This window comes from Pseudoalteromonas sp. SR44-5 (assembly GCF_014163675.1).
Lineage (GTDB): Bacteria > Pseudomonadota > Gammaproteobacteria > Enterobacterales > Alteromonadaceae > Pseudoalteromonas > Pseudoalteromonas rhizosphaerae.
In genome coordinates, this window is the sequence record NZ_JACJDT010000027.1 from 1 (window position 1) to 18744 (window position 18744).

Here is an 18744-nt window from a genome sequence, read left to right on the forward strand (position 1 = left end):
CGGGGCTGAGACACATCGCATTTAATCAGCTAAAAGCAGAAACAAGCTTTAATAAAGGCATGCCCGCAAAACAGAAAAAAGCTATGCGCAGTACAGATTACCTTGAAAAGGTATTGAAATCATAGACTTTTTTCATGCTCTTTCCCTGAGGTCTGACCCCGATAGTGCTATATATGAAACAGGTAGATTGATATGGTAACAGGTAACTCAAATATTCAGAGTTTGATTCACCCTCTAAGTCGGGCCGATTTTCGGTCTGACTTAGAGTACGGTGAAATAACTAATGTATATTACATTGAAAATGACTCTCATTTTGTAGTGGAAGAAAGTGTTAATTTCGAAGATGGTTCATCAAGTAAAAATTTCTATGTTTTTGATAGTGCTACCGGAAAACGTGTCTCAATTGAACAGCGAATACTTTCACTTAAGAATAAAATTTATAAGTATGAGCTTGATTGTGGGTGTGTGGTAGAAGCGACAGTTAGTATTGATAAAGAAACAGGCTGTGAATTTTTAAAATACGCACTTAAAGATGTAAAAGGTGATAAAATAGGCACGTTTCTTCTGCCCGGTTATCACTTCAATTTTAATTTTGATACTTCATATGAATTAGTACAAAAAAGGGCAAAAGAATTATTACAAACTGGTATCGATGAGGCGCTTAATTCAAAACTTTTTTTTGAGCGTTATTTTGCTGCAAATTTTGAAACGAAGACAGGGATACTTACCAGAAGTTTTCGTCGATATAACAGAAGTGTAGGTGAAAGCGGCTATGGTATTATGTATGCGTTTTTAAGCCAAGATATGTACAATAAGCTAAGAGTTGATGAAGACTTTATATCAATTTTAAAGAAGATTGCGGCAAATGACATACATCGTGAAGATAACCAATCAGCAGAGCAAGTTTTTAATGCCATGTTTAAAAACATTAACAAGTAGTTTTATAGAAACAAGTGATTGGATAACAGTATTCCTTTTACTTTCAACCAAAAGGGTATTATATAATCACTTTTTCCGAATTTAGAATGAGTTAAATATTATGTTGGTAGAAATAGCAATTGCCGATGCATATGGTGCGGGTTTTGAGTTTGTAGATCAGGAAATTATATCAGCCGAAAATAACCTCGAGACCTTTCGTGCGCATCAATTGTCTAACATTGCTGGGTGTTATACTGATGACACTCAAATGTCATTAGCGCTGTCTGAGTTAATGCTAAACGACGTTGACTGGACTGAAGCCCATATAGCCGAGGCATTTTTTCAATGCTATATACGTGATCCTGTGCATGGCTACGCAAAGCGACTACAAACGGCATTTTCTGAGGCGAGAAATGCAGACCATTTTGCAAGGTTAGTTAAAACGGATAGCTTTGGCAATGGGGCAATGATGCGAGCTGTACCAATTGGTTTTTTTAAAGATGAAGATGTAGTAATACGCAACGCCACAATACAAGCACGTGTTACTCATGACCATCAAATTGCAGTCGATGCTGCTGTTTGCATTGCTCTTGCCCCACATGCAGGCTTGTACAGCAAAGCGACTCTTAAAACATTGCCGGAGTATCTTGCATCTCGAGGTTACAAGTTTAATGCTAATTGGCAAGGAAGAGTTCGTGCAGTGTCAGAAGATACTTTGGCCGCAGTAATGTCTAACCTAATGCAGCATTTTAGCTATGAAGCTTTGATAAAGTCAGCTGTTGATTTTGGAGGAGACACAGACAGTGTCGCGTCAATTTGCTGCGGAATAGCAAGTTGTTATGATGGTGTTGATAAAACTCTTCCAAATAAGCTCGTTACTAATTTTTCTAAGGACAACTTTGGATTAGATTATCTCAGAGATTTAGACATTCAACTTAAGAATAAGTTTTTGTGATTAACCTAACGTATTTACATAAACACTTTAAAAAAATAGTAATCCCCCGAAAAACAATGAAATCCAACTATATCCTGTGTTGGCTAGGACAACTGATAATGGAACAATTACTTATTCAAAAATTGTTCATGTTAGTGGTGGCATACCAAAAATACCTCGTGGTAAGGCTGCCAGAGTGACTCAAATTAATGGTGGCTAATGTAATGCGGGATTACCCAAATCGTGAAGGAAAATTAAAACAATTCTATGCGAATAGAATGGGCATGTTAGCGCATGGTGAAAATGTTATTGAATCGAAAATGCTTGGATCGCAAAAGCTTGAATATGAACAATTGGAAAGAATATCAGATAGTTTAATAAACGTTGGGATAGAATTATCAATCTGTCAGTTTTCACTCGGTCATAGTATTGACACAATAAGAGAAACAGTCGAGCGGACTATCACTTACTATCTTAAAACAGACAATGAGTGGAGTAGCTATCCACATAGTGTATATACATTAGTCAAACTTATTTCATTGGCTATTTTGGTTGATGTTAGTGATAAAGCGTGGGCATTATTGGCTGAAAAATGGCAAAGTAGCGGCAGTAATGGCTATATATTGGCAAAACTGTTGAGTTATCGTTCAAACAATGTACAGCTAGGTCAAGATGTTCGCCTTAAAAAAATCGGTCAAATTTTGACTATCTCAAATATTAGTGACGATTGTGAATTTTTAGAAGAACTGAAAAAGTATTCTAAAAAATGGTACATTCGTTATAAAGGCTTACATTGGTACAATAGCCACAATGATGATTATCATATAGGTTATTTTGGGTACTGGGCAGTAGAAGCCGCTGCTGTCGCAAAAATGCGTGGTATAAGCCTAAAAAACACTCATTTTGGTAAATATTTTCCTTATGGTTTTTTTGATCTACCAGAACAGTTACCGAAAGAAAAGGGCGTTAAAAAAGAGCTTCAACAAAAAGAGCAGGCATTAAATACAATCACTTACCCTGGCTTAACTCGACTAAGTCTATCGCTTGATGGTGCTTGGCTAAATGAGAGTGAACAACGTTTATCATTAATCACCCATGATGAAGGTTTGGAGTGTGCCGGTACTGTGTATCTAAGTGACGAAAATACATTAGACTCATTTGCGTCAGGGAGGTATGAAGCATATGCCATGGTATAAACGGGTTGGAGTTGAAAATGAACGAAACCTCCCCATTGGCACTGTTAAAGAACAATTGATGCAAGGCGTTTGGAAAGGCGAAACTGAAGTCACTTCTTACATGGTATACGCTTTAAAATTTGACAAATATTTTATGGTTTTAACGTTTACCTTTATGGAAAAAGATAAAACACACTGCTTACCTATAATAGAGCGTTTGCTAGAGTCGATTCGTTATGAATAGCACAATTATTTGAATTAAAGTTCAAGAGTCTCTGATAAATATGGGGTTATTCAGTTCAAATACGGACATTTATCCTGTGCGCTTTTGGCGAGGCTGCTAAACTTACCCGGTTTGCTGTTTCAATGATTGAAAACAACCCTCCCCATGGAATGGGCCAGTTTGTTGGGTATGATTAAAAAGGATAGGGGACACCCGTGATTGCACTTTTATTTGATATTGTTGGTATGACAGGTACGTTTTTAGTGGTTGGCGCGTTTTTTATGCTACAACTGGGTAAAGCCACGCCAACAGGGCTTTTATATAACATGATGAATTTATCTGGCGCTATTTTGTTGCTTATAAGTCTTTGTTATAACTTTAATTTAGCAAGTTTTGTGATTGAAATATTTTGGATCGCAGCCTCATTAATTGGTTTATATAAATACCTAAAAGCTAAGCAGATTTCAGCTGTAGCCTAAATTTATAAATTAATAGAGAAAAACTCTCACGCCGTCGCGTATTTGTATTAATATTGTAAATAGCACGTTACTTATGATGTGCTAACTCCAATGAAAAATATAGGTGTAAAGCGGCGTAATGATTTTAAAGCTAACAGCATGTCTTTTTTTATGTGTTAACACAGCCCCCTTACTGGCGAGCGACGCTGATGATTTATTTGCGCTTAGCTTTGAAGATTTGCTTGACGTTCATGTCGATATTGCCTCAAAAACCTTAGAAACTCTCGCTTCTGCCCCCTCAACTATCACTGTTTTTAATCGCAAAAAAATAGCCTTACTTGGGGTGAATAATGCGTTTGAATTGATGAATTTTGTTCCTGGTATGCAATCTACTCGTGGTGATTGGGTAGGCGCTGTACCAAAAGATCACGCAAGAGGTGTTTACCTTGATAGCGGCAATATCTTAGTGATGATCAATGGTGAACGTTTAAATGAGTCATCATTTGGCAAAGCGTCAGTTTATATGCCTTATATACCTGTAGAAGTTATTGATAAAGTTGAATTTATACGTGGCCCTGGCTCTGCTTTATATGGCAGTAATGCATTCTTAGGGGTGATGAATATAGTGACTAAAAGCCAAAATAATGAAATGTCGCTGGCTGTGGGTAATGTAGGTCAAACCAGCGCTGCATTCTCGGTTAGTCATCAAGTTAATCAGCAAACACATCTATTTGCTAATGGCGCGTATAACCAAAAAAGTGGTAAGCGTTATCCACAAGGGGTAAACGATCCACTGCAATCAGTTTACTTTGAAGCGGGTGTCGATATCAATAAACTGGCTGTGAGAGCGCGTTATAATCATGTTGAACTGAAAGAGTTTTTAAACCTTGGTGGTTATTCTGACAGTAATCAACATCGTAGTGAGAATACTTTCCTATCTGTAGGTTATGATTGGCTTGAAACTGATACACGTACTTTGGCTACAAAAATAGCGTATGCACATCATCAAATACAAAGTGCAGGATTAATCGCACCTGCAGCAACTTTACCTAACGCTAGTTATGATTTTTTTGTTGGTCCTGATTGGCATACAACGGATTTAACAGTCAGTGTAGAGGCCAGTCAGCAATTTAATAATGGTTGGTCAATCAACTCAGGCTTGCAATATAGCCGCGCAGAGCAACATAAAGCGGACTTACGTGTTAATTATTTTGATATTAACAGCGGTGAAATTATTGTTGAAGATCCGTTTTATCAAGGGGGGATTGTTACAATCAGTAATTATGCGCCATTTCAGAGTTTGCAATCGACTTTTGAAACCCGAAGTATTTATGGGCAAATCAAAGTGCCTTTTGCTGAGCAATTGACCTTATTTTTAGGGGCACGTTATGATGATGTTAAAGCGATAGACAGTAAATTATCGCCGCGCATTTCCGCAATCTACTCACCAACTCGCGCGCATACTTTTAAATTACAATACGGTGAATCGTTTCGCACTCCTGTGACGAATGAATTGTATTCAGATGATGATGTGACTAAGGGCAATCCAAACTTAAAGTCTGAATATGTTAAAACCACAGAGCTTGTTTGGCGCTACGAGGGACAAGATTGGCATATTAATTCGGTGCTTTTTTATAATCAACTTGTTGATTTTATTAATCTAGTGCCGAATTCAGCTGCCAATAATCAGTTTACCTTTGAAAACCAATTAGATGACATTAATCGTGGTGTTGAATTAGATAGCATGATCCACATTACTAGTGATTTATCAGTGGAAGCGACTTACAGCGAGTATTTTGATACGCCAATTAAGCCAACGTTTAAGCGCTTTGCTAGTGTGATTGCTAATTATCATCATCAGCAATGGGTGCTGAGCCTCAATAGTGTTTGGCGCGATGCCGTCAGTGGCCCGACAATGACAAGCGACTTTACTCAACCGGCTTACTTTTTGCTCGGCGGGGCTGTGAGTTGGCAATTTTCTGCACGCGGTGAAATTAGTTTTAAAGCCCATAATCTCTTAGATAAGCACTACCGTGTGTACGATCCAAGAGTTACAGATGGCACTGTTGCTGGTGTCGGCAGTGAATACTCGTTACACTATCAAATCAAATTTTAAGTTTTAGGGACGCTCAGGTGTGCCCTTTGGTTGATCATGCTGCGTTTTCCCCGAAAAATATTAATCGCTGTTGCCATTTTAATTAGTGTATTGTTGCTTAGTTTTTTATTTGGCCGACACTATGATTTAAGTCAAGCAAAGCAGCAAGCTGAACTCCAAGTGGGTCAATTGCGTAATTATCTTGATACCGAACTCTCTCGTTTTGCAACTATTCCTCATTTAGTTACTGATAACCAGTTACTCACTGCATTTCTCAGTGATACTGATCAGCCCGTGCAGCCTATTAATAATTACTTGGCTGATATCCAACAAGCCAGTGGTGCATCAGACGTCTATGTCCTTAATCGTGAAGGGGATGTTATTGCATCGAGCAATTGGCAACTTGATTACAGTTATATCGGTAATAACTTTGCATTTCGTCCGTATTTTTCTCAGGCATTGGCGGGTAACAAAATTGCCTATTTTGCTCTTGGTTTACGATCTAAAGAACGGGGTATTTATTTTTCTGAACCGATTTATCGCGATGGCCAAGTAATAGGTGTGGTCACCTTAAAAGTGAATGTATCTAAGTTTGAAACTGATCGACAATTACTGAATGCGTCCCACGCTAGCCATTTTTATTTAAGCTTAGACGATAATATTATTGCTATGTCCGATAGCCCCTCATGGCGACTCAATTCGTTGCATAGCCTCACAGCAGCAGACTATCAACACTTTACGACAAGCCGACGCTACCTAGAGTATGTACCAAAAGTTATCACTGCTGAGCACATTATTAGCCAAGGGATGCCCCTGTTATACGTTAATGATGCGAATAAACGCAGTAAATATATGCCTGCAAGTGCGCCGATTGAGCGACTTAATGCAAAAATAACTGTGCTTGTTGATATATCGTCGGTGAATATTAATCAACTAGGGCGATTGTTTTGGTTGAGTGTGATTTATGCTGGGGGGTTAATGCTTTTTTACAGTTTAATGGCACGTTTTGCCGGCTATAAAAAATTACTTTTTTCTCGTCATAGCCTTGAGCAAGAAGTTATAGAGCGCACCCATGCACTCGAAAAAGCACAAACAGCGCTGGTGCAAACAGCCAAATTGGCCACCATAGGTCAACTCAGCGCGGGTATTAATCATGAGATTAACCAACCCTTGAGTGCAATGAGTACGTATTTGGTTAGTGCTAAACGCTTGATTGCCAAAGGTGATATTGCAAAGGCAGCTGAAAATATTGTTATTGTGCAATCGTTGATCGAACGAGTACATAAAATTGTTGGACAATTAAAGCACTTTAGTAAACCGGCACAAACACAGTTAAGAGAGCAAAGCTTAAACCAGTTACTTAAAAATGCCATGGTGATCGCCTCCGCGCAATTAAAGCAGGATGATGTCAACGTTAACACCGCTGATATCGCTGACACTGTAAAAGTATGGGTTGATGGCATTAAATTTGAGCAAGTATTAGTGAATGTGATCACCAATGCCAGCCAAGCAATGGCTGACAGTACTGTGCGAGAGCTGAGTTTTGAGATAGAGCAGTTTGACGACCGCGTTAAGCTGTCTATTTTGGATACTGGGCCTGGTATCGAGTTACATGCGCTTGGGACTATTTTTGAGCCTTTTTATAGCACTAAATCGACTAATGGCCTTGGCTTAGGGCTATCTATTTCTAAGCAAATTATTAATTCATTTAATGGCTGTTTAAGTGCGCATAATCGCCCTGGCGGTGGTGCTCAATTCATTATTACCTTAGCAAGTACTAAAGGAGCGTTATGAATACGTTAGCAACTGATTGTAAACAGGTCATTGTTATTGATGACGAAGCGATGATCCGCGATTCACTTGACCAATTGCTGACACTCGAAGGCTATCAAGTACAGTGTTTTAGCGATCCAATGAGTGCTTTATCAAAACTTAATCGTCGTTTTAACGGGGTGGTGCTCAGTGATATTAATATGCCGAAAATGGATGGACTGGCTTTTTTAGAACAAGTTCAAGCATTTGATAGCGAATTACCGGTGATCTTTCTGACTGGATTTGCTGATGTATCAGTGGCTGTTAAAGCAATGCAATTAGGAGCTTACGACTTATTTGAAAAACCTCTCACTGAGCAGTTATTAGATTGCATTGCCAGAGCGTGCGATAAGCGTGCCTTGGTAATGGAAAATCGTGCTTTAAAACTAGCGGTAGAAAAAACGTCAGCCCCAGGTGTACGGATCTTAGGGGAAACCGTGCAAATGCAGCAAATGATGCACTTGCTCAATGCGGTGATCGACACTCCCGCAGATGTAATGATTGAAGGTGAAACTGGCACCGGTAAAGAGTTAGTTGCACGCTTTTTACACGACCAAAGCAGCCGTTCAAACTGTAATTTTGTGGCAATTAACTGTGGTGCCATACCAGAGCAACTGATTGAAAGTGAACTATTTGGTGCGGCCAGTGGCGCGTTTACAGGGGCAACACACAGTCGCCAAGGTAAGTTTGAGTTTGCTCAAGGTGGTACGGTGTTTTTAGATGAGATAGAAAGCACACCGGCATCATTACAAGTAAAGTTACTTCGCGTTTTAGAAGAGCGAAAAGTGACCCCCGTCGGCGCTAATACCGCCGTTGACTTAGACATACGTATCGTTGCGGCAACCAAAGTTGATTTATTATCCTTGGTCGAAAAAGGGGACTTCAGAGCTGACTTATATTATCGACTCAATTTAGTGAGGGTAAGTATTCCGGCATTGCGTGATAGGAAAGCTGATATTCCTTTATTATTCAAACATTTTAGCTCTATTGCCGCGACTCGTTTTCATAAACCTCCGGCTCCTCTAAGTAGCGATATATTACAGCGTTTACTTAGTTACCAGTGGCCAGGTAATGTCAGAGAGCTTAGAAACCAAGCTGAACGAGCGGTGCTGCTGGGTGCTGAATTAGCGTTCGCCAATACCGAAAATAATAATGGCAGTGAGTTATCGCCCGATCTGAGTTTGGCGGAAAAAGTGTGCTTTTATGAGCAATCTTTAATCGAAGAAGCCCTTGAGCGCCACCAAGGTAGTATTAAAGAAACTATGAATACCTTACAGATTGCCCGTAAAACCTTGTATGACAAAATGAGTAAATATGGCCTCAATCGTGACATGTTTATTGATTAACCAGAGCTTTGCTTAAGTGATTTACCTGCTCAGCTTAATTTGATGGGTGGAAACGGTGACACAGACGTTTTGATAGTGTGTGGGATCCCGCACACTTTATTGTAAGTATAATTTAATTTTAAATTTAACTATTTGAATATATTGAATTTTACTTTTTTATAAGCAGTTGGCAGTAAACTTGCCTTTATTAGCGGGAACAACAAATGATCCTAATAATAAGGGCACACAATGATAATAATAGACAAAAAGCTAACCCCTGTTTTTGTAGCAACGAGTTTTGCAGCAGCTTGCTTTGGACAAAGTGTTCATGCCGCAGAGTATGACATTTATGGTAAAGCAGAAGTGCAAATTGCTAATACTGACAACGGTGTAATGCGCTATGCTAAAAAAGGAACGCAAATCGATGCGCCTTTTTCACGCATTGGTGTGAAAGGGCAACATGTACTCACTGACTCGTTAAAAGCGGTATTTAAATACGAAGTGCAAGTAAAGGGCTTTGAGCACGATGATACCGATGAGCCATTTAGTGCCCGTAATACATATTTAGGTTTAGCGGGAAATTTTGGTGAAGTTGTAGTTGGTCGAAACGATACACGCTTTAAGTATTCAGAAGGTAAAGTTGATAACTTCAATGAAACTCAAGCCGATATTGCTCAATTACTACCGGGTCAAGATCGCCTTGGTGATACCATAACGTATAGTTCAAAATCATATGCGGGTGCTCAGCTATCACTTACCTATGCTTTGAAGGATGACAGTGCCAATAATGAAGCCGGTTATGCCGCTACGTTAATTTATGGTGACCGTGGTTTAAAAAATAAAAATTATTATGTGGCGATCAGCCATATTGATTCACTCAATAATATCAACGCCAGTCGCATCGTTGGCGCGTGGCAAAAAAGTGATTTACAACTAGGTGCTATTTACCAGCACAGTGAGTCAGTAGATGGTACTAAATCAGGAAACGGCTATGTGTTGAGTGCCAGTTATACCATTGACAAATGGCAGCCAAAACTACAATTTGCCAGTGATGACTCAACTATTCGCCAAAGTACAAAGGGCAGCCAGTGGACTGCAGGTGTGGATTATTTATTTGATAAACAAACTACCGCGTACTTATTCTATACTGACTTAGATTTGCAACAGCAAACGGATAGTAGCTTAGCCCTTGGCTTAAAGTATAAATTTTAAAGGGGTTGAATATGAGCACACAAACTTTAGACGATAAACCTGAAAAAAATCCAATGATACAGATGTTGCTGCTGTTATTGGGCCCTGCGGTCATGTTACTTACGTGTTTGATCGATCCTCCTGCTGGCATGAGTACCGCTGCTCTTCGTACTTCAGGATTAGCATTTTGGATGGCATCATGGTGGGTGAGTGAAGTAGTTCCTATCCCAGCTACGGCGCTATTGCCGTTGGTATTTTCTCCGTTGGCTGACATTGCTGCGATAAAAAGTGTCGCTGCACCGTATGCGCACCCCTTAATATTTTTGTTTTTAGGTGGCTTTTTAATTTCCATTGCGATGGAACGTTGGGGCTTACACAAGCGCATTGCTTTACGTACTATGCTCTACGCGGGCTCAAAACCGAGTTTGCAGATATTAGCGATGATGTTAGTAACGGCATTCTTATCTATGTGGATGTCAAATACTGCAACAGCAGTGATGATGTTACCTATTGCTATGTCTATCACCCATTTAGTGCAAAAATCTAATCCAAATAATAATGGTTTTGGTAAAGCACTGTTACTTTCTATTGCTTATGGTGCCAGCATTGGCGGCATTGCAACATTAATTGGTACGCCACCGAATGCATTGATGGCCGCTTATTTATCAGATAGTTATAAAATTGAAATTGGTTTTGCGCAATGGATGATGGTGGGTGTGCCATTGTCACTGACTATGTTGATCATCTGTTGGTTGTGGCTGACCAAGTTTGCTTACAAAGTTGATAAAACGGATGAAAAATCTAAAAAAGTCGACACCAAGTCACTATTTAGCTCGCAGTTAAAAGGTCTTGGCACCATGCAACGCGCTGAGAAAGGGGTGTTATGTGTGTTTTTATTTGCAGCTGTGTGCTGGATATTTAGACCTCTGATCGCTGATTTTTCTGGTTTAAAAATATCGGATACCGGTATTGCCATTGCTGCTGCATTATTATTATTTGTTTTGCCTGCTAATAAAGGCAGTGATGAACGTATTCTTGACTGGCAAAGTGCGGCAGGAGTTCCTTGGGGAGTGTTATTGTTGTTTGGTGGTGGCTTAACCCTAGCGGCACAAATAAAGTCATCAGGTTTGGCTGAATACATAGCTCATATGATTGAAGGCGTCAGCGCCATTCCATTAGTATTGAGTGTATTAGCAATTGCAACCTTAATCACTTTCTTAACTGAGATCACCAGTAATACAGCAACCGCAGCTGGATTTTTACCACTTCTTGGCCCTGTCGCTGAGTCAGTCACAGGTTCGCCATTGGTCTGGGTTATTCCTGCGGCTATAGCCTGTAGTTGTGCGTTTATGATGCCTGTAGCGACCCCGCCTAATGCCATTGTGTTTGGTTCTGGGCAAATTCAAATGCGGGATATGATCAAAGCCGGCTTTGCATTAAATATTGTTGCAATTGCGCTGATCACATTTGTCACTATGACCCTTGCTGCATCGGTATTTAATTTTTAAGTAATTCAAAGTTACCCAACCGGAGCGCTATTCGTTTGTTGATAGCGCTCTATATTGCCCCTGCTAAGAAACAAAGTTATAGTGGTTAAATCTTTATTTTGTTTATGAGTATGCTTTTGTCTGACACTGGCACTGTATGTAACCCTGAGCTAAAAGCGCAATTTGATGAAATGCAGCTGCATTTTGATGCCCAGCCATATTTAGCATTATCACAGCGGATCCGTTTATTAAAATCTTTAAAACGTGAACTGTTGGCATTAGAGGCTGAATTGGTAGCTGCAAGCTCGAAAGACTTTGGCTTTCGCACTGCTTTTGATACGATTTTGGGTGATATACTGCCTACGGTCAAAACGATCAGCCACACCATCAAGCATTTACCTAAATGGGCAAAAAATTCACCACGAAAAGCGGGTTTGAGCCTAGCGCCATCAAAAGTTGCTGTGAGCTATCAACCCAAAGGAGTGGTGGGAATAATTTCTCCATGGAATTACCCAATTCAATTATCAATCGTGCCGGTGATAACCGCAATTGCCGCAGGTAATCGGGTATTATTAAAGGTCAGTGAATTTACTCCGCACACCAATCAAGTAATCAAAAAACTATTTATCGGCGAGCTTAGCGAACATTGCGCAGTGATCGAAGGTGAAGCGCAATTAAGTCAACAGTTTAGCTGTTTGCCATTCGCACACTTATTTTTTACCGGCTCTACAGCTGTAGGGCGCCATGTTATGGCCGCTGCGAGTAAAAACCTTACCCCAGTAACTCTTGAGTTAGGTGGCAAATCGCCCGTTATCATTACCGCGCAAGCGGATATAGATAAGGCAGCTAAAGCTATTTTATTTGGTAAAATGACCAATGCAGGGCAAATCTGTGTTGCCCCCGATTATGTTTTAGTGCCGGAAAACTTACAGCATCAGTTAGTCAGAAGTCTCTGTAGCTTATATAAAAAACATTATAACTTAGGTGTCGAGGGGAAAAATTTAACCTCGGTTATTAATCACCACCATTTTCAGCGTTTAACCGATTTATTGGCAGATGCACAGCAACAGGGCGCACAGATAATTAAGCCGTTAGATGAAAACCAAAGCGACGAATATAAGCATCGTCTTGGTTTGCACATTGTGACTGATGTGAATGACAATATGAAGTTGATGCAAGAAGAACTGTTTGGACCAATTCTTGCGATTGTCAGTTATCAAGCTTTACCTCAGGCGATTGCATACATAAATCAACGTCCTCAGCCGTTAGCTTTGTACATAATGGGGCAAGATAAACAAATCAATGAAGGTATTCAACAGCAAACACAAAGTGGTACCTTCGCAATAAATGACACCTTAATGCAGGTGACTGCTGATGATGCGCCATTTGGTGGCTTAGGTCCTTCTGGGATGGGAAACTATCACGGTATAGAAGGCTTTTTAACTTTTAGCCATGCACGTAATACATTGAAAACGGGTGGTTTTAATCCTAAATTGGGATTGTTGCTGGCGCAAAATAAGATATTGATTAAAATACTTAAATGGTTGTACTTGCGGCCATAAATTGGCGTTAAGTACAATCCAATAGCGTTTTAACTGGCAGTTAAAACATCCGATCTTCGCCCGCATACAGCCCAGCTTGGATTTTTTCATACAATGCATCAGCTTTTTCTTTGGCTTCTGCAATTTGCGCAGGCATCAGCTTGCGCTCATCTAGCTTGCGACTGTGACTGGCATCTAAATTACCATTATACTCAGCAACAGTGTTCCAGATGTATGATTTTTCGATGTTTTTTTCGACTCCATGGCCTTCGAAATACATCAGCGCCATATTAAACTGTGCTAGCGTATAATTATTACCAGCGGCTTTTTCATACCATTTAATAGCTTCTTTATAATCTTGCGCAACGCCATCGCCGTTGGCGTACATCACACCCAAGTTAAACTGAGCAGCAGGTAAGTTTTTTGCCGCGGCTTGCTTAAAGAGTGAAACTGACATTTGTTTATCAAGTTTAACGCCTTTACCTTCTTGATAAAGTACAGCTAATGCAAACATTGAGTCGACGTGGTTCTTTTTAACGCCTTGCTGGTAAAGTTCAGCAGCTTTGTGATAGTCGCGCGTTACGCCGTGGCCACCTTCATATAGCTGCCCTAGCTCGTAAATTCCTGGTGCAAAGCCTTTTTCTGCAAGGTAGTTAAACTCTCTAAGTGCATCTTCAAATTGACCTTCATTGGCTGCGCGGATCCCTTCTTCAAGTCCCGCATGAGCAACACCACAGATGCTAAGTGCACCGACCATCAACAATATCTTAAACTTCGGCTGCCACATGACAATACCTCCAATTAGCGTGTTACTGTTTAATTTTAGTCTCAACAACCACAATTGCCCAGCTTCGCACTATAAATGATAAAACTTAGACATAAGATACAGATATTACAGAAAATTTAAAGGAATAAAAAAAGCCCCTGATGGGGCTTTTTGGGTCATATCAACCGTCACCGATATGAGCAATGTAGCAAGTGAGTGTGATCTTTTAATTATATTACTTGGGTCGAGTAAGTAATATGCTCGAAGCGTCACCATCTTCATCAACAACTTTGTACTAAAGGGGCCCAGCATCCTTACTGGTCGATCTTCCCTAGGGCACTGAGGTCGGTACGTTCAATTCTTACAAGAAGCGCAAACCTGTCGTGTTGGGCTGCTTGGTGTTGATGCGATCGATTATTACTTGTATTTGAGTGTGCGTCAATAGCTAAATGATAATTATTTCTATTTGTTCGGTTTTATTTTAATTCCCTCATTTACATAATGCGCTAAGTTGATTAACGTAGTGCTATAAATAATCGTAAGAAAAATAAAAAATGTCGATAAAAAACATGTGCTTGAATTATAAGTTCGCAGTAGTTGGTGTGTTGCTATTAGCTCTGACTGGGTGCTCAGCTACATTTACCTACAATAATATAGGCTGGTTATCGGCGTTTTGGATTGATGACTACGTTGATTTATCGAAGCAGCAAAGCAAACAAGCTAAAGACTTAATTAAGCAAAGTCGGGATTGGCATCGTAAGACGCAATTACCTTTGTATCGACAGGATCTGTTGGCATTACAAAAGCTACTTGATGAAGACCCTTCAGAGCAAGCATTATTAACGTATTTTCAAGGTTTTAAAACACATTGGCAATCGTTAGTTATGTATGTAAGAGACGATCTTATTGAACTTGCTATTGGTTTATCCACGGAGCAAAGAGAAGAATTTGTTGCTGCCATTGCAGAGGATATAACCACAGAAAGTGACGAGTATAATGAGCAAACCCCAACACAGCGTGAGCAAGATCGCCTTGAACGTCAGTTAGATACTTATAAACAGTGGCTTGGTAAACTGAGTGAACAACAAGTGTCTTTGATCACCCAAGCGAACAGCGAATTTCAAGCAACATTTTTATTAAGGCAAGCTTACAAGCAAACTCGGCTGGATAAACTCAAACAGGTATTTTTTGATAGCCAACTTAGCCGCGATCAGTTTATTAGCCAATTATCAGCTGTCATTACTGAGCGAGAGGTGTTTATGAGTGACCAATTAATTCGCTTAGATGCTGAAAATTCAAAGCGCTATGCGCGTTTACTTGTGAGTTTAAGAGCCACGTTGACAGCAAAACAGCGCCAACATGCTAATGCTGAGTTCTCCGATATGTTAGAAGATATAGAACAATTAATTAATGATGAATAGGCTGTTAGTTACTAAGATCTTAATTTTAAAAATTTTTTATAAAAATGAATATATCAAAAACAAATAGAGCTTGTACTCTTTCAATTAACCGTTAGACTGACTTTTTTTCGTTCGAATTAAAGTTAATCAATGGATATCGCAGCCTTAGATAGCGCTCAAGTATTACGTGAAAATTTACTGAAATGGATTTGTTTCTGTTTCGGAATTTTAGCGAGTGTTTTTACCTATTTTAATCTTTTTATTAATGACTTTTACTCATTAGGGATTTTAGAAGGGGTGTTTGCTATTTATTGTTTTTATACTTTTAACTATGCTCGGACACGAAAATTTCAGACTTGGCAGCCGTTATTATTGTGCCTTTGTATTATGCTATTAGTAACCTTGGGAACTTACCTAGCTGCGATGAGGAGCGGTTTGTTCATTTGGACCTTTACCTTACCCGTATTATTTTATTTATTATTAGGATGTAAACGCGGCTATTATCTATCGCTATTATTGGTGTGTATACAAACCGCTGTGTTTACTAGTAAAACCTCTTTAGCACCATTTTTAGACCTTAACCTGTACCTAAATATGAGCTTTAGCTATTTGAGCATTTGGGTCATTGCACATACTTTTGAAGCGAGTCGAGCACAATTTGCAGAACGATTAGAAAACCTTGCCTTGTTAGATCCGCTGACAAACACCGGCAACCGTTTAGCAATGAACCATTACTTTGAAGTTGAGCTGGTAGACAAAATTAATTTATTTATTATGGTGCTAGATCTCGATTACTTTAAAAAAGTAAATGATGAATTTGGTCATGATGTGGGCGATCAAGTTCTGGTCGAAATTGCCACTATATTAAGAGAAACACTTAACAAGGGGCGAGTTTTTCGTACTGGTGGCGAAGAGTTTGCGCTGTTCATTCCTGATTCGAATCAACAGGAGTCTTATCAAATTGCTGAAAATATCAGAGTCGGTTTGCAAAGTACGGCTATCAATGTTGGTGAGCGTGAAATAAGTTTAACAGCAAGTATCGGTTTAGCTGCTTATCGTGATGGCGATAGCCTAAAACAAGCGATTAAAGCAGCAGATGAGCAACTTTATTATGCAAAAAAACATGGTCGAAATAACGTTTATTCTGACTCGCAGCAATACTCAGCAAAACTAGAACAGGTTTCTTAACCTTGATACATGTGCTCGAAACCGGGAATGTTACTTTCCCAAAGTGGTGTTTCTTTACCTAAGTGATCACGTATCGCATCAAAAAATAACCGTGTTCTTACAGGTAAATCACGGTGTGGATATACCGCGTACATCGCACTGTATTCTTGTAATTTGATGTCTGTTAATAAGGGCACTAAACGTCCTTGTTTTATTTCATCATTAATAATAAATGCTGGCGCGAGCACATAGGTTGTTCCAGAAAGCGTTTTATCGAGCAGTACCTCGGCATCATTGGCTCTAAACACACTCTTAATTTTTTGCTCTTGCGGTAGACCATATTGATCTACATAACGAATACCCTCAACGCGCAACGAAGTGCTGGAATAACTGGCTGCGGGTAAATCAATTAAGTCCTCTATTTTACTTGGCAATCCATACGTTTGAATAAACTCAGGTGCGGCTAATATTAGTAATCTATTGCGCGCAATTTTACGTGCGATCAGTGATGAGTCTTTTGGCTCACCGACCCGAAAAGCAAGATCAAAGCCTTCAGATACCAGATCAACTAACTTATCATCGAGTCTTAGTTCAACTTCTACTTGCGGGAAGCGTTTTTGAAAATCATTAATCACAGGTTGTAGATAACGCCTGCCGATAATAGTTGATGAAGTGATTTTTAATACACCGCGTGGCTCTTGGTGATAATTCTCGGCTAAACGTACAGTTTCACCTAGTAGTTGCCTCAACTCACTGGCCTTTTTAATCATTTCGGCCCCTGCAGCTGTCAGTGAAAATGAGCGGGTGGTGCGGTTCAGTAAACGTACTCCTAAATCATCTTCGAGACGACTTATTTGTTTTGAGATCACTGAACGATCAATATTACGGGTTTCTGCTGCTTTAGCGAATGAGCCTCGCTCAACGACTTCTAACAACATCAATAAGCGACTTGTGGTATCCATTAATTACTCACCAATATTTAATTGATGCCATATTGGCATTAATGAATTTAAAAATCTATGGTTTTTGTCCACAACAATGTTCCGTAACATAGAAAAATACACTAAATGGAGCGTCGTCATGAACAAACACTTAATAGCTATTGCAGTTTTAGGGGCATCACTTGCCCTCACCGGTTGTGCAGAAGAGCCTGCTCAACAGAGCAATCAACCACATCTTCAACCAATAGATGTTGCCTCGGTGATCATTAAGCCAGTGCAAAACTGGCACACCTACACTACGCGTTTAGAAGCGCCGGAAGAAGTATCACTTATGCCACGTGTTGCCGGAGTTATTGAGCATATTGCGTTTAATGAGGGCGACGAGGTTAAACAGGGTGACTTACTGTTTAAACTTGACGCTCGCCCATATGCTGCGGTTGTAGCAAGTTTAGAGGCACAAGTAGTCAGTGCTGAAGCCGCTTTATCGCAAGCGCAAAGTGAAGCTAAAAGAGCGGTGCGATTAACCGAGCGAAAAGCGATTTCAACAGAGCAAGCGGAATCACGTACCTCAACGTTACGCCAACGTGAAGCACAACTTGCTGCCTTAAAAGCCCAGCTAATTGCAGCTAATTTAGATTTAGAATTTACAGATATACGTTCACCCATTGATGGTGTGATCTCGCGTGCAAATATTACCAAAGGTAATAATGTGCTTGCAGGGCAAAGTGTACTGACTTCAATCGTATCAAATCAAACTATGTATGCTTACTTTGATGTTGATGAACGTACTTGGAATAGTTCATTTGATGAAGTAACCGCCGCTGCTCATCAGCAAGTAGTCATGCAAAAAGTGGGTCAAAATGGCTTTGCACACACCGGTTATATCGACTTTATTGATAATCAAATCAATGCAGCAACAGGTACTTTGCGAGTGCGTGCACGATTTGATGAAAATACCGCCTTACGCGCCGGTTCATTTGCACGTATTAAGTTAGCGGCCAATGACGTTACACAGCAAGTTATTGTGCCTGATAGAGCAATTGGCACCGATTTGAAAAATCGCTTTGTGCTCACTGTAGGTGAAGGCAATATTCTCGAATATAAACTGGTTACAACCGGTGAGCGCTATGGCAGTTTTCGCGCTATTACCTCGGGCTTAAAAGCTGGCGATGTGATTGCGGTTAATGGTCCTGCGCGTGTTGGACCTGGCATGCCGATTTCACCTAATACAGTGACCCTAGACACAACTGGTGTTGCTTTTACGTTATCGCCAACGGCGCAGCACACGCTTATGGCTAAGAAGTAGGACGA

At 40.0% G+C, this 18744-nt stretch carries 16 protein-coding genes; 14 read left to right on the forward strand and 2 right to left on the reverse strand.

Going from position 1 to position 18744, the window contains the following annotated elements:
- Positions 1–192 precede the first annotated feature (192 nt).
- From H5154_RS14340 to H5154_RS14390, 11 genes are all read left to right on the forward strand, one after another.
- Positions 193–939, forward strand: a complete 747-nt coding sequence (locus H5154_RS14340) for a hypothetical protein (protein WP_182718697.1) — start codon at positions 193–195, stop codon at positions 937–939.
- A 100-nt stretch (positions 940–1039) separates the two neighbouring features.
- Positions 1040–1873 carry an ADP-ribosylglycohydrolase family protein gene (locus tag H5154_RS14345; RefSeq protein WP_182718698.1) on the forward strand — a complete coding sequence of 278 codons (834 nt, stop codon included), beginning with the start codon at positions 1040–1042 and terminating at the stop codon, positions 1871–1873.
- A 203-nt stretch (positions 1874–2076) separates the two neighbouring features.
- Entirely contained in the window at positions 2077–3048 is a 972-nt protein-coding gene (locus H5154_RS14350; RefSeq protein ID WP_182740071.1) for a PoNe immunity protein domain-containing protein, read from the forward strand.
- Positions 3035–3271 carry a hypothetical protein gene (locus H5154_RS14355; RefSeq protein WP_182718700.1) on the forward strand — a complete coding sequence of 79 codons (237 nt, stop codon included), beginning with the start codon at positions 3035–3037 and terminating at the stop codon, positions 3269–3271. The genes H5154_RS14350 and H5154_RS14355 overlap by 14 nt, the downstream gene beginning before the upstream one ends.
- Before the next feature lie 194 nt (positions 3272–3465).
- Positions 3466–3729, forward strand: coding sequence for a CBU_0592 family membrane protein (locus tag H5154_RS14360; protein WP_145236163.1), 264 nt, complete (start codon positions 3466–3468; stop codon positions 3727–3729).
- A 118-nt stretch (positions 3730–3847) separates the two neighbouring features.
- Positions 3848–5824: a TonB-dependent receptor gene (locus tag H5154_RS14365; RefSeq protein WP_182718701.1), complete on the forward strand. Its 1977-nt coding sequence runs from the start codon at positions 3848–3850 to the stop codon at positions 5822–5824.
- Between the two features lie 36 nt (positions 5825–5860).
- Positions 5861–7597 carry a cache domain-containing protein gene (locus H5154_RS14370; RefSeq protein WP_182718702.1) on the forward strand — a complete coding sequence of 579 codons (1737 nt, stop codon included), beginning with the start codon at positions 5861–5863 and terminating at the stop codon, positions 7595–7597.
- The gene (locus tag H5154_RS14375) at positions 7594–8961 is read left to right on the forward strand and encodes a sigma-54 dependent transcriptional regulator (protein WP_145236154.1); all 1368 of its coding nucleotides are present in this window, start codon (positions 7594–7596) and stop codon (positions 8959–8961) included. The genes H5154_RS14370 and H5154_RS14375 overlap by 4 nt, the downstream gene beginning before the upstream one ends.
- A gap of 228 nt (positions 8962–9189) precedes the next feature.
- Positions 9190–10152: a porin gene (locus H5154_RS14380; RefSeq protein ID WP_182718703.1), complete on the forward strand. Its 963-nt coding sequence runs from the start codon at positions 9190–9192 to the stop codon at positions 10150–10152.
- Positions 10153–10163: 11 nt separating this feature from the next.
- The gene (locus tag H5154_RS14385) at positions 10164–11639 is read left to right on the forward strand and encodes a DASS family sodium-coupled anion symporter (protein ID WP_149980112.1); all 1476 of its coding nucleotides are present in this window, start codon (positions 10164–10166) and stop codon (positions 11637–11639) included.
- A 110-nt stretch (positions 11640–11749) separates the two neighbouring features.
- Positions 11750–13180: a coniferyl aldehyde dehydrogenase gene (locus tag H5154_RS14390; RefSeq protein WP_259398515.1), complete on the forward strand. Its 1431-nt coding sequence runs from the start codon at positions 11750–11752 to the stop codon at positions 13178–13180.
- Positions 13181–13220: 40 nt separating this feature from the next.
- On the opposite strand, the gene H5154_RS14395 is transcribed toward H5154_RS14390, so the two are convergent.
- Positions 13221–13946: a tetratricopeptide repeat protein gene (locus H5154_RS14395; protein WP_145236141.1), complete on the reverse strand. Its 726-nt coding sequence runs from the start codon at positions 13944–13946 to the stop codon at positions 13221–13223.
- Between the two features lie 533 nt (positions 13947–14479).
- On the opposite strand from H5154_RS14395, the gene H5154_RS14400 reads away from it, so the two are divergent.
- Entirely contained in the window at positions 14480–15346 is an 867-nt protein-coding gene (locus tag H5154_RS14400) for a DUF6279 family lipoprotein (RefSeq protein ID WP_182718705.1), read from the forward strand.
- Positions 15347–15475: 129 nt separating this feature from the next.
- Positions 15476–16513, forward strand: a complete 1038-nt coding sequence (locus H5154_RS14405) for a GGDEF domain-containing protein (RefSeq protein WP_182718706.1) — start codon at positions 15476–15478, stop codon at positions 16511–16513.
- Here H5154_RS14405 and H5154_RS14410 read toward each other — a convergent pair.
- Entirely contained in the window at positions 16510–17454 is a 945-nt protein-coding gene (locus tag H5154_RS14410; RefSeq protein WP_182718707.1) for a LysR family transcriptional regulator, read from the reverse strand. The two genes, H5154_RS14405 and H5154_RS14410, sit on opposite strands and share 4 nt — an antisense overlap.
- Positions 17455–17572: 118 nt before the next feature.
- Between H5154_RS14410 and H5154_RS14415 the strand changes: the two genes are divergently transcribed.
- Positions 17573–18739 (forward strand): efflux RND transporter periplasmic adaptor subunit, encoded by a 1167-nt coding sequence (locus H5154_RS14415; protein ID WP_182718708.1) that lies wholly within the window; start codon positions 17573–17575, stop codon positions 18737–18739.
- Positions 18740–18744: the final 5 nt, after the last annotated feature.

Bases quoted from the DNA above. Each gene is read 5' to 3' on its own strand.
- H5154_RS14375 (WP_145236154.1), top strand. From the start codon at position 7,594: ATGAATACGTTAGCAACTGATTGTAAACAGGTCATTGTTATTGATGAC.
- H5154_RS14395 (WP_145236141.1), bottom strand. From the start codon at position 13,946: ATGTGGCAGCCGAAGTTTAAGATATTGTTGATGGTCGGTGCACTTAGC.
- H5154_RS14400 (WP_182718705.1), top strand. From the start codon at position 14,480: ATGTCGATAAAAAACATGTGCTTGAATTATAAGTTCGCAGTAGTTGGT.
- H5154_RS14345 (WP_182718698.1), top strand. From the start codon at position 1,040: ATGTTGGTAGAAATAGCAATTGCCGATGCATATGGTGCGGGTTTTGAG.
- H5154_RS14365 (WP_182718701.1), top strand. From the start codon at position 3,848: ATGATTTTAAAGCTAACAGCATGTCTTTTTTTATGTGTTAACACAGCC.
- H5154_RS14340 (WP_182718697.1), top strand. From the start codon at position 193: ATGGTAACAGGTAACTCAAATATTCAGAGTTTGATTCACCCTCTAAGT.
- H5154_RS14370 (WP_182718702.1), top strand. From the start codon at position 5,861: ATGCTGCGTTTTCCCCGAAAAATATTAATCGCTGTTGCCATTTTAATT.
- H5154_RS14380 (WP_182718703.1), top strand. From the start codon at position 9,190: ATGATAATAATAGACAAAAAGCTAACCCCTGTTTTTGTAGCAACGAGT.
- H5154_RS14350 (WP_182740071.1), top strand. From the start codon at position 2,077: ATGCGGGATTACCCAAATCGTGAAGGAAAATTAAAACAATTCTATGCG.
- H5154_RS14355 (WP_182718700.1), top strand. From the start codon at position 3,035: ATGCCATGGTATAAACGGGTTGGAGTTGAAAATGAACGAAACCTCCCC.
- H5154_RS14390 (WP_259398515.1), top strand. From the start codon at position 11,750: ATGCTTTTGTCTGACACTGGCACTGTATGTAACCCTGAGCTAAAAGCG.
- H5154_RS14385 (WP_149980112.1), top strand. From the start codon at position 10,164: ATGAGCACACAAACTTTAGACGATAAACCTGAAAAAAATCCAATGATA.
- H5154_RS14410 (WP_182718707.1), bottom strand. From the start codon at position 17,454: ATGGATACCACAAGTCGCTTATTGATGTTGTTAGAAGTCGTTGAGCGA.
- H5154_RS14415 (WP_182718708.1), top strand. From the start codon at position 17,573: ATGAACAAACACTTAATAGCTATTGCAGTTTTAGGGGCATCACTTGCC.
- H5154_RS14405 (WP_182718706.1), top strand. From the start codon at position 15,476: ATGGATATCGCAGCCTTAGATAGCGCTCAAGTATTACGTGAAAATTTA.